This is a genomic window from Knoellia sp. p5-6-4 (assembly GCF_029222705.1).
GTDB lineage: Bacteria > Actinomycetota > Actinomycetes > Actinomycetales > Dermatophilaceae > Pedococcus_A.
This window is the reverse complement of record NZ_JARGZF010000003.1, coordinates 13589-28050: the sequence shown is the minus strand read 5'-3', so window position 1 is coordinate 28050 and position 14462 is coordinate 13589. Positions and strand designations below refer to the sequence as shown.

Annotated in this window: 16 protein-coding genes and 1 tRNA gene; 13 read left to right on the top strand and 4 right to left on the bottom strand. The window is 66.2% G+C overall.

Annotated elements, in window-relative coordinates; translation table 11 throughout:
* Positions 1-213 precede the first annotated feature (213 nt).
* Positions 214-681, top strand: coding sequence for a hypothetical protein (locus P2F65_RS17405; RefSeq protein ID WP_275810803.1), 468 nt, complete (start codon positions 214-216; stop codon positions 679-681).
* A 311-nt stretch (positions 682-992) separates the two neighbouring features.
* On the opposite strand, the gene P2F65_RS17400 is transcribed toward P2F65_RS17405, so the two are convergent.
* Positions 993-1271, bottom strand: a complete 279-nt coding sequence (locus P2F65_RS17400) for a hypothetical protein (protein WP_275810801.1) — start codon at positions 1269-1271, stop codon at positions 993-995.
* Between the two features lies 1 nt (position 1272).
* Entirely contained in the window at positions 1273-1437 is a 165-nt protein-coding gene (locus tag P2F65_RS17395) for a YjzC family protein (protein ID WP_275810798.1), read from the bottom strand.
* Between the two features lie 553 nt (positions 1438-1990).
* On the opposite strand from P2F65_RS17395, the gene P2F65_RS17390 reads away from it, so the two are divergent.
* The 5 genes from P2F65_RS17390 (at position 1991) to P2F65_RS17370 (ending at position 5653) form a co-directional block, all read left to right on the top strand.
* The gene (locus tag P2F65_RS17390) at positions 1991-2347 is read left to right on the top strand and encodes a hypothetical protein (RefSeq protein WP_275810795.1); all 357 of its coding nucleotides are present in this window, start codon (positions 1991-1993) and stop codon (positions 2345-2347) included.
* The gene (locus P2F65_RS17385) at positions 2347-2685 is read left to right on the top strand and encodes a hypothetical protein (protein WP_275810792.1); all 339 of its coding nucleotides are present in this window, start codon (positions 2347-2349) and stop codon (positions 2683-2685) included. The genes P2F65_RS17390 and P2F65_RS17385 overlap by 1 nt, the downstream gene beginning before the upstream one ends.
* A complete protein-coding gene (locus P2F65_RS17380) occupies positions 2682-4052 on the top strand; it encodes a hypothetical protein (protein WP_275810790.1) in 1371 nt (456 codons plus the stop codon). Before P2F65_RS17385 ends, P2F65_RS17380 begins: the two co-directional genes overlap by 4 nt.
* Before the next feature lie 79 nt (positions 4053-4131).
* Complete coding sequence (locus P2F65_RS17375; protein ID WP_275810787.1) at positions 4132-4836, top strand: hypothetical protein; 705 nt, start codon at positions 4132-4134, stop codon at positions 4834-4836.
* A 97-nt stretch (positions 4837-4933) separates the two neighbouring features.
* Positions 4934-5653 (top strand): DUF3800 domain-containing protein, encoded by a 720-nt coding sequence (locus tag P2F65_RS17370; RefSeq protein ID WP_275810784.1) that lies wholly within the window; start codon positions 4934-4936, stop codon positions 5651-5653.
* Between the two features lie 59 nt (positions 5654-5712).
* On the opposite strand, the gene P2F65_RS17365 is transcribed toward P2F65_RS17370, so the two are convergent.
* Positions 5713-6015 (bottom strand): tyrosine-type recombinase/integrase, encoded by a 303-nt coding sequence (locus P2F65_RS17365; protein ID WP_275810781.1) that lies wholly within the window; start codon positions 6013-6015, stop codon positions 5713-5715.
* A 328-nt stretch (positions 6016-6343) separates the two neighbouring features.
* Between P2F65_RS17365 and P2F65_RS17360 the strand changes: the two genes are divergently transcribed.
* From P2F65_RS17360 to P2F65_RS17350, 3 genes are all read left to right on the top strand, one after another.
* Positions 6344-7948 carry a helix-turn-helix transcriptional regulator gene (locus P2F65_RS17360; RefSeq protein WP_275810778.1) on the top strand — a complete coding sequence of 535 codons (1605 nt, stop codon included), beginning with the start codon at positions 6344-6346 and terminating at the stop codon, positions 7946-7948.
* A gap of 170 nt (positions 7949-8118) precedes the next feature.
* Positions 8119-9333, top strand: coding sequence for an NAD(P)/FAD-dependent oxidoreductase (locus P2F65_RS17355; RefSeq protein ID WP_275810775.1), 1215 nt, complete (start codon positions 8119-8121; stop codon positions 9331-9333).
* Positions 9334-10217: 884 nt separating this feature from the next.
* Complete coding sequence (locus P2F65_RS17350; RefSeq protein ID WP_275810772.1) at positions 10218-10625, top strand: nuclear transport factor 2 family protein; 408 nt, start codon at positions 10218-10220, stop codon at positions 10623-10625.
* 313 nt (positions 10626-10938) lie between these two features.
* Here the strand turns inward: P2F65_RS17350 and P2F65_RS17345 are convergent, their stop codons facing one another.
* Positions 10939-11238, bottom strand: coding sequence for a thioredoxin family protein (locus P2F65_RS17345; RefSeq protein WP_275810768.1), 300 nt, complete (start codon positions 11236-11238; stop codon positions 10939-10941).
* 105 nt (positions 11239-11343) lie between these two features.
* On the opposite strand from P2F65_RS17345, the gene P2F65_RS17340 reads away from it, so the two are divergent.
* The 4 genes from P2F65_RS17340 (at position 11344) to P2F65_RS17325 (ending at position 14336) form a co-directional block, all read left to right on the top strand.
* A tRNA-Ser gene (locus P2F65_RS17340) sits at positions 11344-11415 on the top strand.
* Positions 11416-11726: 311 nt separating this feature from the next.
* Positions 11727-12749, top strand: a complete 1023-nt coding sequence (locus P2F65_RS17335; protein ID WP_275810765.1) for an NADP-dependent oxidoreductase — start codon at positions 11727-11729, stop codon at positions 12747-12749.
* Between the two features lie 330 nt (positions 12750-13079).
* Positions 13080-13403: a hypothetical protein gene (locus P2F65_RS17330; RefSeq protein ID WP_275810762.1), complete on the top strand. Its 324-nt coding sequence runs from the start codon at positions 13080-13082 to the stop codon at positions 13401-13403.
* A gap of 480 nt (positions 13404-13883) precedes the next feature.
* Positions 13884-14336 carry a hypothetical protein gene (locus P2F65_RS17325; protein WP_275810759.1) on the top strand — a complete coding sequence of 151 codons (453 nt, stop codon included), beginning with the start codon at positions 13884-13886 and terminating at the stop codon, positions 14334-14336.
* The last annotated feature ends 126 nt before the right edge of the window (positions 14337-14462 follow it).

The following is a 14462-nucleotide window of genomic DNA, read 5'->3' as shown; positions in this document are numbered from 1 at the left end:
AGACCAGCGGACGAAGACACCACCGCAACTTTGCGTTTCACCTTCACGCCGCCGACCCTGCGCTCCACTCTCCGCCCGCCTCCGGACCGCATCAAGGGCGCTACGCGTCACTCCGTGATGGCCTGCGGCCACCCTTGACCCGGCCACTCCGGCAGGCTCCCCTGCTCCGCTATCGGGTCGGTGGCTGCCTGTGGTCGCCCTAGGATCCACACCGTGAGCGTCAAGCGGAGAGTGCACGTCTACAGCCGGATGGCACGTGCCCTCTATGTCGGGACGTGGGTGATCGGACTGGGCGCGACTCTCGGGGGCATGTTCGACCCGACACCCGGTCCGGACAGGGCAGAGATCTTCCCTGGCCTTCTGTTCGTCGCCCTGGAGGTCCTGCTGATCGTTCGCTCGCTGCGCATAGGTCTTGTGATCGACGACGACCAGGTCAGTTCGCGCGGGATTCTCCGGACGCGCAGGTTCCCGCGAGACTCCGTCACCAATGTGAGGCCGACCGGCTACAGCGGCACCATCAACTGGGGAGCAACCTCCGGGTACTTCAAGATGCTCAAGCTCCGCGCCGCCGGGAACCCGGTCGAAGTGCCCCATCTCATCGGTCCACCGAACGCCGTACGCAGGCGCGCGAACGAGGCCCAAGCCGCCTTGGGTCTGGCACCCGGCCCACAATCGTCCTAGGTACCCCAGAGGTACCCGCAGGGTCCGAAACAGCCGCAAGCAGCCTGTATAGAGCAGTACGAAACCCGTTGCAGCGCAATGGAACTCGAGACACCGCGGAGCCAAGGTCGGACTCCTAAAGCGGGTGTCGCAGGTTCGAATCCTGCCGGGGGCACCACCATTTCCGCAGGTCAGATGGGGAGCGACCGCATATTTGTGCTTCTGCGCCCTGGCGGGTTGCCAACCAGTTGTCAACTGTCAGCCACTGCCAAGGCGCGCCGTCGCATACGGCAACGCCCCACACCCAAACGGTGCGGGGCGTTGCCGCCGTGCTACTTGACGCGGTCGGCCTGAATGACGACGCGGCCCCCATCACTGATCTGCTTGGCGTACTCCGTCAGCTCAGGGTCGGTGACATCGAAGCCAGCGCGCTTCAGTTCGCGCCGGAGGATCGGCTTCACGACTTCCACCGGCTGACCACCATGGGAAGCAAGCACTCGGTCAGCCGCTCGGGTGCCCTCTTTGGCGAGCTTGTCGACGTGAGCCTGGACCATGCGGTTCAGGCCACGCTCCCAGTCGCCGTTGAACTTGATTTCGAAACCGTTGCCCATGTCAGGACTTGTGCTTCGTCTTGTCGACCAGCGTCCACGAGCGTCCCGGCTTGGACGTCGGCGGCAAGGGCTTCCCCTTGATAGCCGTGATCTCGGTCTTGCGGCCGGGCTGTCTGTACTGGCCGGATGCAGGCGCGGGGCGGCCCGGCTTGTTGTTCGAGGCCATAACGGCTCTCCGTTCTGCTCCCGAAGGAGCGGTCTGGAGCACTAGAAGGCCAGGCAACGACTCGGTCACACCCTTGCGTCCCAATTGGAACGCAAGGGTGTGACCGGTGTAGATTCAGTGACCTACCCGCCAAAGTAGACACCGAACCCCGCGCCCGGTCCCCCGACTGGTTGCCGGGGTTTTGTGCTCTCTAGAGAGTTTACCGGTCCCGGATGACACCGATGTAGTTCGTTCGCGCTTGTCCACAGGGTGTGTACGCCAAGGGCGCACCCGTTCGTCCTGTTTGTAACCTTTGTCGAGAATCTCATTAGTCTCTGGGACGCAATACGCTGATCAGATTTCATTATGTGACTTGCGTCACACACCCCTTATCCCCCGGATATCCACAGTGAGTAGCCGGTTGTCCACTTGTCTTCCACAGACTTGGCGGCTTCCGCCTGGACGCGCGTGCGCCCAGCTCTCCGAGGGGGCGCTGTGCGCTGCCTTGGCGGCTCCTCGGGCTATAGTTCACCCTCGGCAGGAGGGAACAAGGACGTCAGCCGGGGGGTGAGCGATGAGCACGTCTGTGACAGCCACGCAGCAGTCCTTGACCTACGTTCAGGCGCTCCCGGTGCTTCTCACCGTTGAAGGCTTCCTCTTGGCGGTCATCAGCCTGGCTGTCACGCTGGGCACGCCCGGCCGTCGTCGACCGGCGGGCACTCCGATACCCCCTTCGGCGATCGCCTGGTGCGCGGCTGGTCTCGCCATCGTCGTGGCCGTGGGGGCGCTGTCTGCGTGGCTCGGCATGTACACGGGTGACACTTGGCTGCCGTTCCCTCAGCTCGTCATCGCGGCCTCCCTGCTCCTGGCCGTCGTCGCACAGCCCGTCATCGCGGTGCTGATGGCCATGGGCCTGCGGTCGGGCGACTGATGGCTTTCAGGATCCCCGCTGAGTGCCAGGACATGGCCAGGACCGCTGACGTCCGCAAGTGGGTACGCAGCAAGAAGTTTCCCCGGAACGAGTACTTCGAGAGCATCGATCTCTTCAGGTCCGAACTGAAGAAGTATGACCCGGACGGCGAGCACTACCCGCACCTGGCAGTCATGCTCGCCCGCTCGATCGACGTCGAGGGGTGCCTCCTCACTCACGTGCTCGAGGTGGGTGTCGAGATCGCCGACGCCAGCAAGTGGGACAAGATATGTGTGGCTGCCGCTTGGGCCGTCCTGCAGGAGTATCAGAACGCACTGGAGAAGGGGGACTGGCCATGAAGCGAGCGCCTGGCAGTGTGATCACAACCGAGGACCTTGATTCCGCCCTGGACGATCTACTCGCCCTCGCAACCAAGGAGGGTGAGCGCCTTCGGGGGCTGTCCATCCGAAACCGGGTGGCGACCTCGTCGCCGCGCAAGCCGGACATCAGCGGTCTGCTACGCGACAGGCTGCGTACTTCGCTAGAGGACGAACTCGTTCCGGCGCCCAAAGCAGAAGAAGGGGAGATCAACTCCTCCGAGGTCGAGCACGAGTTGATGAAGAAGGCACTAATCGGCCTCAAGCTTTCTGCGCTCCGGGAACTCGCAAAGGAACGTGGGGTGCCTTCGTCTGGTGTCGCTGAAGAAGTGGCATCTCGCGTTGCCAGGGCGTACGAGTGGGACCCGGAAAGAGTCGCGAAGCTCGTCATTGCCCATGAGGACGAGCCGACCCCTGAGAGGGGACACACGTCTCGAATCTTCCCCATCCGGGATGGGATCGACCTTGCCAACGCTCACGAGCGCCTGCGCGTGGTGGCTGGTCGCTATGTCCGTGTAGGCGTTGCTCGATGGTTCGTATTTGATTCCATCAAGCGAGATGACCCTTCGACAATTGACGTGACCGGGACCTACCGGGCGTACCGTGCGGCAGTTGATGAAGTCGACGGGGAAGCCTCGCTGCGGCCAGTTCCGGAGAAGCAGCAGGTACACATCCGCGTCGCGGAGGGAAGCACGGTCGAAGTCCTCGGGGCGACGACACAGGCAGCCCGCGCCGCAGCACGCGCTCTCGAGATAGCGGTGGGCGTCGAGCTTCGTGGGTACGTGCCCTTTGCGGATGTCCGATCTACTGGCGTCCCTGGCGGAATTCACCCGGTCTCGGACTTTATGCTGGATCTTCTAGAGACTCGATTCCGGGCGGAATCCCTAACAAAGCTCAATCTCATCGTTGCGCGGTTCAAAGTTTCGGACGAGGAGACAGAAACTCCCGAAGGAGTCATAGCAAAGCCGGCTCTGCGCGCTGTTCGTTTCGAGGGTACGCACCTACTTGATTCCATCGCTGCATGCAGGCTCTTGGCCCACGATGGTCGCCCACTAGTCGACATAGTCCTTCGCATGTCGCACAAACAAGTAGAGAATGACGAGGAAGGACGCTTCCCAGTAAAAACCACATTGGAGAGCGACCATGTGCTAGTCGCCACCGGTTTCGGTAGCGTCCCCGAAGGGTCTTTGCTGGCCCACCGCGCCGTTGTCCGGGCTGTCATGCAGGAAGTGGACGAAGGTGTGGCGGACAGGGAGAAGCTTGAGGTGTTCGTGAACAAGATCCGAGCAAGGGCTGCGGAGACCGAAGCCCCAACGACCGCCACGATGCTCCTGCATGACGAGGATTAGCACCGCTTGCTGCTGACTCGTCTCGCGATCGCGCACGGGCGGTGCGATTGGTGCCAATCGCTCCGATAGCCTCACCGGCGTGCAGAAACACTTCACGATCGGGGTAGGCCTGGCGACGCTGTGGGGCCTCGCCCTAGCGCTCGGGCCTGCTTTCACCCCCGACCTCTACGCCTGGTTGCGGAGAGATGCGGCTTGGTGGTGGTTGCTGCCAGCCTTCGCGGTCACGGGTGTGCTCTGGTGGCTCATCTCAACTTGGTGGGACCGGCGTGGAAGCTCGGAGCAGATGCCAGCGGCCCCTCCCGCCACCGACCATGACCAAGCGCTGTTCGAGGAGCTGCTTCACCTGTTCCCTATGGGAACAGGGGTCATGGGCTGGCTGGAAGTCGTATTCGTGGGGCTGCACTGGAGAAACAAGGACGTTGAGCCGCTGTTTCGCTTTTCAGCCAAGTATGAACATCGCTTCTTTGACGACGAGGCGGTTGAGGCTGCCTTCACCGATTTCAAGACCGCCTGCCAGCGCTTCACGACCTGGCTGATCGAGGAGGCCGGCGAAGAGATCCAGCCTGAGAGCGGTGAATGGGGCGACATACTGAACCGCACCAAGACCCACGTAGTCCGAGGCTGCACTTACGCGGACTACCTGATGGTGGTTCGGCATGGAGAAGGCCTAGCGGGTGACATCCTCCGGTGCAGGAAGGAGCTCGAGAGGGTTGGACGCCGAGAAGGCCTCCGCCCCCCGGCTTCCGTAAGCGCGGCGCAAGGGAACGATTCGTCGAGCGCTTGATGGCGAGCATCGTCCCCCGGCGCGGCAGGGCTCCGTACGCCGGGGGCATGTGTGCGCCGCTGGACCTCTCCAGAGCCTGGTGCTGTATTACTGATCCGTGGCGTCCCTCATCTATGTCGACGAGACGGGCTCGGTAGGCAAAGGGGCCAGCAAGCAGCCGCTCCTGATCCTTGCGGCCGTCATAGTGCACGAGGACCAAGTGCAACCCCTTGCCGCGTCCCTGGGCTCCCTGGCCTTCCGACACTTGGATTACCGCCCAAAGGGGTTTGAGTTCCACGGCGTCGACTTGTGGAACGGGAAGGGCTACTGGGCGGAACTCGACCATGCTCAGCGACTGGCCGCCTACGAGGACGCCATTTCCGTCCTACAGGAACTGGAATTAGAGGTCGCCTACTCAAGCATTCACAAAGCTCGCCTTCACGCGCGACACGGCGGAGCCGCGGACGCCAACGCTTACCTACTGGCTCTCCAGTTTCTCCTCGAGAAGATCGATCTCAACGGTGGCGGAAACAAGATTGTGGTCGCCGATGAGGCGAAGGAACAAGAACTGAGGGCGATCAACATGGTTGCCGACATGGCGAAAGCGGGCGGCGGCGAGGTGCCCGGACGCCGTATCAATACGATGATCGACTCACTGCACTTCGTGAGTTCGCACGCGAGCCCCGGAGTACAGTTGGCGGACCTCGTGGCGTTCATACTCCAGCGCCATTGGTATGCCTACGACCGCCATCCCCTCGCGCAGGCCGCCGTCCAGCGAATGGCCAACGTCGTACAAGCCCGACGGCTCACGTGGCGAGAAACGTGGCCCTCACGCTGAGGTCAGAAGGACCCGATCCGGCGCTATCGGTTCGGGGCTCGTCGCTGTGTGGTTTCGCGTCAGCCAAGTTGGATGACCTTCGCTGCTTCGGCGGCAGCCTTCGCACGGGCAGCCTCGCGACGCTCCGCCACCCGGTCGCCTAGCCCAGCCCCGGAGTCGGTGAACAGATGCCCATAGGTGCGGAGCACAAGAGTTGCGTCGGCATGCCCCATCCGGGTGCTGACGTCCTTGATGCTGAGCTGCGGGTCGCGAAGCAAGTCGGATGCGTAGAAGTGCCGCAGATCGTGGAAGCGCAGCGTCGGTAGGCCGACGGCTTTGGCCGTGGGCAGGAAGACTCGGCGGTAGTAGTTCTTGTGGCGCATCGGCGTCAGACCGTCACCGAAGACCGAACTCTTTACCCTCTTGGCCGACAGCGCAGGGCGTCTGCGTCCATGAGCGATGCGTCATTCCGCCCACTATGGGCGCCCACTCCGCCCACTTCGACTCTGCGTCGGAGGGACGGCGGTCAGCAGCGGCTCCGGCACGGTACGGATTACTCTCGGGGCGGACCGGGATGTGCGCTGGGGAATCATGCCGGCGCTCATCGGGCCGGGTTGACCGGCGGTGTCACCGCCGTCGATTCTGGTTCCGGGAGTGAGGCCGATGCTGGGTGCGGTTGCGCTAGACCGGGGTCGAGCGGCTTTTGCCCGCATGGCATGGCGGGAGGCGTTCGAGCAGTTGTCGGCGGCGGACGATGAAGCGTCCCTGGAGCCCCCTGATCTCGAACGGCTCGCGACGGCGGCCTATCTCGTCGCCGAGGAGGCCGACGCAGCCGCGGTGTGGACGCGCGCGTTCCACGAGTTCCTCGATCGAGATCAGCCCGAGCGGGCAGCCCGGTGCGGATTCTGGCTGGCTCTGACGCTGCTGCTGCGAGGCGATGCTGCGCAGAGCAGCGGGTGGCTGGCCCGAACCCAGCGGCTTCTCGATGAGCGGCGGCTGGAGTGTGCGGAGCGGGGGCTCGCCCTGACGATGGCTGCCCTCATGGCCATGGGCGGCGGGGACGCCGGTGCCGCCCTGGCGACGAACGACGAGGCCGCCAAGATCGGCGAGCGGTTCGGCGATCCGGATCTGGTCGCCCTTGCCCGGCTGCAGCGGGGTCAAGCGCTGATCCAGAGCGGCCGTCCTGCCGAGGGCGTTCGGCTGCTCGACGAGGCCATGATCGGCGTCGTGGCGGGTGAGGTCTCACCCGTCACGGCCGGCATCGTCTACTGCGCCGTGATCCTGACCTGTGCACGCGTCTTCGACCTGCGCCGGGCGCATGAATGGACCGCCGCCTTGGACGAATGGTCCGCGTCCCAGCCCGAGCTGGTCCCCTTCCGCGGGCAGTGCCTGGTGCACCGCTCGGAGATCATGCAACTGCACGGCTCCTGGGCACAAGCACTGGTCGAGGCCCGTCGCGCCTGCGAGTGGCTGACGGACACCACCAAGGGTGCGGCCGGGATGGCGTTCTACCAGTGGGGCGAGCTCCACCGGCTCCAGGGTGCGTACGACCGGGCGGAGGAGGCGTACCGGGAGGCGAGCCGAAGGGGCTACGAGCCGCAGCCTGGCCTGTCGCAGCTCAGGTTGGCCCAAGGTCGCGTCGATACCGCAGTGGCGGCCATCCGCCTCGCCGCAGCCGAGGCCGGGAGCACGCAGGGTCCCGGGGCTGGCACCCCGCTGGCCAAGCTGCTCGGTCCGTATGTGGAGGTGATGCTGACAGCAGGCCAGGTAGCCGCCGCGCGCACCGCCGCCGAGGAACTGTCGACGATCGCATCTGTGTTGGATGCACCGTGTCTGCACGCCATGTCCGCGCAGGCGATGGGGGCGGTTCTGCTCGCGGAGGGGAGGAACCGGGAGTCGCTCGATGTCCTGCGGGCGGCGCGCAGGGTCTGGCAGGAGCTGGCGGCGCCCTATGAAGTGGCGCGGGTGAGGGTCCTGATCGCCCATGCGCTCCAGCAGCTCGGCGACGACGAAGGCGCTGAGCTCGAACTGGACGCCGCACACACAGTATTCAGTCATCTGGGCGCCACCCCCGATCTCGAGGAGGTGGAAGGACTGTCGCGAACCCGACGCTGGGGGTCTCCCGGCGGGCTCACGAACCGGGAGGTGGAAGTAGTCGCGCTCATCGCAGCGGGGCGATCGAACCGACAGATCGCCTCCGCGCTCGGCATCAGCGAGCGGACGGTCGCCCGACACGTGAGCAACATCTTCACCAGGCTCGATGTCTCCTCGCGGGCCGCCGCCACGGCGTACGCCCTCAAGCACGGCCTCATCTGACGTGCCTCCTGGCGTGAAATGACCAGGCGGCCACCCCGCGAGTTTGGTCATTCCAGCCGACGCGGTCTCCACCGGCTCCTGGCTACGGTGACGCATCTTGCCTCGCGGAAGCACGACAGGAGACGGGCGATCGGCGAGGACACGCTGACTGATCCAGAGAGGAGCTGGACATGTCCAAGTCCGACTATGACGCGATCGTGGTGGGCGCGCGGTGCGCCGGATCGCCCACGGCGATGCTGCTGGCGCGCAAGGGCTACCGCGTCCTCCTCGTCGACCGAGCAACCTTCCCGAGCGACACGGTCTCGACACACCTCATCCATCACCCTGGCGTGGCGTCCCTGAGCAGATGGGGGCTCCTGGATCGCGTCGTCGCGACCGGATGCCCGCCCATCCATACCTACGCGTTCGACTTCGGCCCGTTCACGATCTCCGGGATGCCCGGCATCGACGAAGCTCCCGTCGCATACGCGCCTCGCCGAACCGTGCTGGACAAGCTCCTCCTGGACGCTGCCGCCGAGGCCGGCGCCGAGGTACGCGAAGGCTTCAGTGTCGAGGAAATCGCCTTTGACGACGGCCGGGTCACCGGCATCCGTGGCCATGGCAAAGCAGGCGCGACCATCATCGAGCACGCGCGCGTAGTCGTCGGAGCGGACGGGCGACACTCGCTGGTCGCCGAGGCCGTGGCCGCCGAGCAGTACAACGAGAAGCCACAGCTCCAGGGCAGCTACTACAGCTACTGGAGCGGCCTTCCCATGGACGGCCGGTTCGAGACCTACATCCGCCCCGGACGGGGATTCGCGGCCTGGCCCACGAACGACAACCTGACCCTGGTCATCGTCGGCAGGCCGTTCGCGGAGTTCCCCGCATATCGGGAGAACATCGAGGAGACCTACATGGCGACCCTCGGGCTGGTCCCAGGCTTTGCCGAAAGGATCAGCGCCGCAACCCGCGAGACGCGCTTCGTGGGCACCGCGGTGCCGAACTACCTCCGCAAGCCGTACGGACCCGGTTGGGCGCTTGTCGGGGACGCCGGCTACAACAAGGACTTCATCACCGCGTTCGGGATGGACGATGCGTTCCGCGACGCCGAACGATGCGCCCGCGCCCTCGACGAGGGGTTTACCGGCACACGCCCCTTCCACGAGGCCCTGGAGGACTACCACTCTGCGCGCGACCACCACGTCCTGCCCTTCTACCAGCTCACCGCCCAGATCGCGGCGCTCGAGCCACCGCCCCCCGACCTCGCCCAACTCCTCAGCGCCGCCTCACGCAACCAGGAAGCCATGGTCGACTTCGTCAGGGTCACCGCCGGCGTAACCTCGCCGGCCGAGTTCTTCTCCGAGGACAACGTCCGCCGCATTCTCGCGGTCGCGACTGCGAACTGAGAGCCCGCAGATCCGAGCCTGCTGCTCACCGACAGCGGACTCGCCTACCGGTCGGACGAGCCACGACGGCGGGGTGCCGTCCCGGCGGATATGACCGCCTCGCCGTGTCGCTGTTCGGGACCTACATGGACGTGTCATTCCGCCGCGGCGGACCGCGGACGCGAAGCGGCGCCGAGATGACACCGTGGCGAGCGTCCATAGCGTTGGTCATCCTGCCCGGTGAGGACTTTCTTCACTGGCTCAAGCGCGGCTCCGCCGCGGGCCGGGGCCTCCGGCCCCGGCCGTGCCGGGCATGCGGCCTGGCGGCCGTTCCGGGCGCGTCCGGTCCCGTCGGCCGCCGGCACGCAGGCAAAAGCCCCCGGTGACAAACCAGGGCGCTGCCCTTCGCTCAACTGCTACTCACCATCTACAGCGCTGGGGACGGCAGGGGCCAGCGCGTGTTTGGCGGCCGCAAAGCCCCAGCAGTCGCCTCCCAGAGCTGCTGGCTATGCAGACCCGTGCTCGCAACGCCCGCACCGGCATCGCAGCCGGTCACCCTCCAGCCAAAATGAGCAGCTGTCCGAGTGCCAAAGCGCCTTGCAGGCGTTCGACGAGCGACGGACGCTAGCCAGGGCTCTCGTAGGTGAGGCGGAGGCAGCGAGAACACGCGTTGTGCGTCAGGTCTTTAACCACGCCTGGCTCATCAGATCCGCGGGCCTGGTCTCCGTACCGGCATCGCAGCCGGCCACCTTCCAGCGTCGCCCTTCGTGGTCACTGCGCCGACCCGCATCAAGACAACCACCCCCGCCCGCTGGCCCCATGGTCACCCTTTGGCGGGAGGTGAGGCTCTCGCTATCGACGAACACTGAGGGTGGATCCGTTCTGCCGGCCTCGGGAGGTGGGCGATGCTCGACGAGGAGAACCTGCTGTTGGCCCTGCGTCGTCACTGGGACTACGAGGGCAAGGACTACGACATCTCCCATGAGATCTACCACGACGACGCGGTACTGGAGTTCCCCCAGTCCGGTGAACGATTCGAAGGCGTGGACAACTTCAAGACATGGCGCAAGCAGTACCCAGCCAACCTCAAGTTCCACACCCGACGAATCACCCACCGCGAGGACTTGGTGGTGGTGGAGAACCTCATCAGCTACGACGGAAAGCCTTGGATGCACACCGTGAACCTGATGGAGTTCAGGGGTGACAAGGTCGCCCACGAACGGATCTACATCATGGACGGCTGGGAGGCTGCGGAGTGGCGGGCCCCCTGGCGGGCAGAGACCCCTGCGGATCCGCCCCCACCACCCCCGTAGACATGGCAGCCACCCGGACTTTGTGTGCGCTTCCGTCGGTGTCCTAGCATGGACGCCGCAGCGCGAGGCATACGCCCGCAGGGGTCCCCCCACCCCGGTCCGCTGCGCACCGAGCGCCCTCCGACTGTCCCCCCTGCCGGAGGGCGCTCGCTCTCTCCCGGCAGAATGCCAGGCCCATGTGCCGCCTTGCGTACCGGCATCCAAACTGACGATCCCCAGGGGTGCACAACTCGATCACGACTACCGTCCCCGTGTCGGATGGCATGTCCTCCCGGAACCCAGGACACCCCCAAGGGCAGTACGACCACCTACGTCAGGACAGCACCTCCACCAGCTGCCCAACAGTCGGGGAGCCCGCCAGTCCGTCGGGGGTTGTGAAGACACGACATGCCAGTGCCGGCTGCTCTTTCCCTGTTGCGAACGGGTCCCGGCCGTCCACGAGCACCGTCGGTGAGCCGATGAAGCCCAGCCGCTCAGCGTCCTCGGGTGACTCCACCCGGACGTGCTCGACCGCGTGGTCACCGCTTCCGATGGTCGCCAGGGCGGATCGAAGCCGCTGCTCGACCACAGCCTTGTGGGGGCACCCCTCGAAGTACAGCAGCTGAACGTGCACGCCCACATCATGGCCCGCGTGACATGGACTGGGCAGGCAGAGCACCCACGCGAGACTGCCGTCAGACCTCGGCTGCCTCCTGGGCTGCCAAGGTGCCTGAGGGGTGCCCCCAGGCCAGACGGCCCTGTCGAACTCCTAGACCGGGTGTCGCAGGTTCGAATCCTGCCGGGGGCACCAGAACGCTTCTCAGTTGCGTGGCCCTCCAGAGTCGGACAGTCGCGAAGCCTGCGCCGCCCAGCGTGGGTGTGGCTACCCTCAGCGCGTCCGGGCCGGCTGGGGATACCGGTCCCCGGCAATGCCCAGCCGTGCACAGCCAGCCGCCTCGGTGGGGGTACCTACGGCGGTCCGGGAAGCCGCCCTCCGCCTCAGCGTCGCCTCCCCATCGGCCGTGCCGTAGCAAGCGGTGAGAAGGGTCACGGCATACCGGAACGGGCCATCGCTGTTGCGCACAGAGGCAACCTTCCCCCGAACCACTCAGGAGGTCATCCATGACCGACGCCCCCGCACCGACCACCGCGCCGCGCGAGTGGCGGCTCGCGTCCCGGCCGACCGGCTGGCCGACGCCGGAGAACTTCGAGCTCGCCGAGTCCGAGGTCCCCCCACTGGCTGAAGGCCAGATCCGGGTGCGCAACGAGGTGCTGTCCGTCGACCCCTACATGCGCGGCAGGATGAGCGCGGCCAAGTCCTACGCTGCGCCGTATGCCGTCGGCGAGGCGATGACCGGAGGCGCCGTGGGTGTCGTCGAGGAGTCGCACGCCGAGGACTTCGCGCCGGGCGACCACGTGCTGCACGGCCTCGGCTGGCGCGAGGTCGCCGTGCTCGACGCCAAGGACGCCCGCGTCGTCGACGTCGCCGCCGCCCCGGCCTCCGCCCACCTGGGCGTGCTGGGCATGACCGGCCTCACGGCATACACGGGTCTGACCCGGACCGCCGCCCTGCGCGAGGGCGACGTCGTCTTCGTCTCCGGTGCGGCAGGCGCGGTCGGTGGCGCCGTCGGGCAGATCGCCAAGGCGCTCGGCGCCGGCACGGTCATCGGCAGCGCCGGCTCCCCCGAGAAGGTGCGCCACCTCACCGAGGACCTCGGCTTCGACGCCGCATTCTCCTACCGCGAGCAGCGGCCGTCGCAGGCACTGCGCGAGCTCGCGCCGGACGGCATCGACGTCTACTTCGACAACGTCGGCGGCGACCACCTCGAGGCGGCCATCGGGTCCCTGCGGCTCGGTGGCCGGGTCGCCGTCTGCGGGATGATCTCCGTCTACAACGACACCGAGCCCGCGCCGGGCCCGCGCAACCTCGCGCGCCTCATCCAGACCCGCGGTCGCATCGAGGGCTTCCTCGTGGGCGACCACTACGACCTGGCGAACGAGTATGCCGCGCGAGCGGCCGGGTGGCTGGCCGACGGTTCGCTGTCACTGCGGGAGACCACCGTCGACGGGTTCGAGAACGCGGTCGACGCCTTCCTCGGTGTCCTGCGTGGCGACAACACCGGGAAGATGGTCGTCCGCCTCTGACCCCCAGCCTCGCCGCCGCCCCCACACCAACCGACCTCGAGGGCGAGGGGCGGCGGCCGGTGCCGTTCACAGGAGCAGCCGCAGCTGCTCGCCTTCCAGCACCAGTTCGGCACGACGCAGTTCACCAGCACGCCGAATCCAGCGCCGATGTCCTCGACCGCGGTCGCAAGCGGACCAACCCCGCCGTGGCGGCCGCATACTCCGGCGACCACCCCGTCGAGCTCACAGAGCAGATCCTCAGCCGAGTGACATCCCGGCCTAGACCCGCGCCGTGGGTGATGCGACTCCGGGCCACTGGATTCTTCAGCACTTACGTTAGATCATATATTCATGGACTCTGGCACCGAGCTACTGGCCATCCGCGCACAGGTCGCTTCCCTCCTCGACCGCCTCGACAGACTCATCTGGGAAACCCAGGGTGCCCCTCAGGGCGATGCCAATCGCGTCAAGTCCCTCGAACGCACCAAGGCGATCGAGTGGGTACTGCGCCAAAGTGGCAGTCCCATGCGCCCCGTCCAGATCTGGGCCGAGCTTCAGAAGCTCGGCAGGGAAGACCCCAAGATGGAAGTCCAGGTCACGACATACGACCTCTGGCAGAGGGGTCGGATCGACAGGGTTGGACGCGGCCTGTACGTCACCAATCCAGACGCCTGACCATCTCGGCGACAGCAGCACAAGCCAAGCCCGCGCAGGTTCCTGAGAGGTGGCCCGAAGGGGGCTCGACACGGCGTGAGGACCGCCGCCCGGAAGATCAGCCAAACCCACTGAGAGGCACCCAGGCTGCCGGGCAGATCCAGGTCACCTCTCGGACCGCGTGCGCGGTCCACGGACGACGCCTCCTCCACATCTTCACGACGGCGTGGTCGGGTCACGGTCCACCTGTTCCTTTCAGCGCGGAATCCGCCATTTGGCCGTTTCCCCATCCGAAGGCACGGCGCAACGCTGGTCCTGTCAAAGGGCGCAGACCTGCGCGGCACGGCAGGGCCGCGTGGAGTCGGGAGGGGAGGCCATGGGGCAGCGAGGACATCGACGCGGCGGGAATCGGACTGGTCCTCGTGCTCCCTTGCGACAGGCTGGTCGGCCAGCTGAGCGAACAGCAATGCGCTGTTCCGACCTGATGGCCCGCGGACGGCCATGAAGAGCGAGACGAAGTGGCTGGCAGGCCTCGCGACGATCACGGCCCTCGGCTTAGGAACCATCGTGGTCGTGTCGGAGACGGGGGTTCTGCTTTCGCCTGGCCCCCCACCCCCGGTCGTCACGTACGCAAGCGGGGCCGACTCACACGCGGCTCAGCGGGTGCGACAGTGCATCGACACCGGAGATGAGTGCGAGCACTACCGGACGTACAAGAAGCAGATCTTCGCCGTCGCCGTGTCTGACCAGAACGAGAAGTGCAACGGCCTGCGCACCGATTATCTGAAGGGGTACTGCGACGGCTCGGCGGAGAACGAGACCCAGCAGAACGGCATACACGACCGCGCCACCCAGATCCTGATCGACGGGCGAGACAGTGACCCGCCAGAAGACTCACCCGGCCGAGCGCGGCCTCGACCAGCGGAGCGTGGCGGAGATGTCGCACCAGGCTGACTTGGTAGGACGCGCCGACGCACACCGCCGGGGTGCCGGAGTGGGTGCGTGCGTCCGACGCAAATGCTCCGCAGCCACTGGTTCGGATCGTCGAGGACGTCACCGAGGTGCCCCTGCACCGTTACC

Bases quoted from the DNA above. Each gene is read 5' to 3' on its own strand.
- P2F65_RS17400 (WP_275810801.1), bottom strand. From the start codon at position 1,271: ATGGGCAACGGTTTCGAAATCAAGTTCAACGGCGACTGGGAGCGTGGC.
- P2F65_RS17395 (WP_275810798.1), bottom strand. From the start codon at position 1,437: ATGGCCTCGAACAACAAGCCGGGCCGCCCCGCGCCTGCATCCGGCCAG.
- P2F65_RS17390 (WP_275810795.1), top strand. From the start codon at position 1,991: ATGAGCACGTCTGTGACAGCCACGCAGCAGTCCTTGACCTACGTTCAG.
- P2F65_RS17385 (WP_275810792.1), top strand. From the start codon at position 2,347: ATGGCTTTCAGGATCCCCGCTGAGTGCCAGGACATGGCCAGGACCGCT.
- P2F65_RS17380 (WP_275810790.1), top strand. From the start codon at position 2,682: ATGAAGCGAGCGCCTGGCAGTGTGATCACAACCGAGGACCTTGATTCC.
- P2F65_RS17365 (WP_275810781.1), bottom strand. From the start codon at position 6,015: ATGCGCCACAAGAACTACTACCGCCGAGTCTTCCTGCCCACGGCCAAA.
- P2F65_RS17360 (WP_275810778.1), top strand. From the start codon at position 6,344: ATGGCATGGCGGGAGGCGTTCGAGCAGTTGTCGGCGGCGGACGATGAA.
- P2F65_RS17355 (WP_275810775.1), top strand. From the start codon at position 8,119: ATGTCCAAGTCCGACTATGACGCGATCGTGGTGGGCGCGCGGTGCGCC.
- P2F65_RS17350 (WP_275810772.1), top strand. From the start codon at position 10,218: ATGCTCGACGAGGAGAACCTGCTGTTGGCCCTGCGTCGTCACTGGGAC.
- P2F65_RS17335 (WP_275810765.1), top strand. From the start codon at position 11,727: ATGACCGACGCCCCCGCACCGACCACCGCGCCGCGCGAGTGGCGGCTC.
- P2F65_RS17330 (WP_275810762.1), top strand. From the start codon at position 13,080: ATGGACTCTGGCACCGAGCTACTGGCCATCCGCGCACAGGTCGCTTCC.
- P2F65_RS17325 (WP_275810759.1), top strand. From the start codon at position 13,884: ATGAAGAGCGAGACGAAGTGGCTGGCAGGCCTCGCGACGATCACGGCC.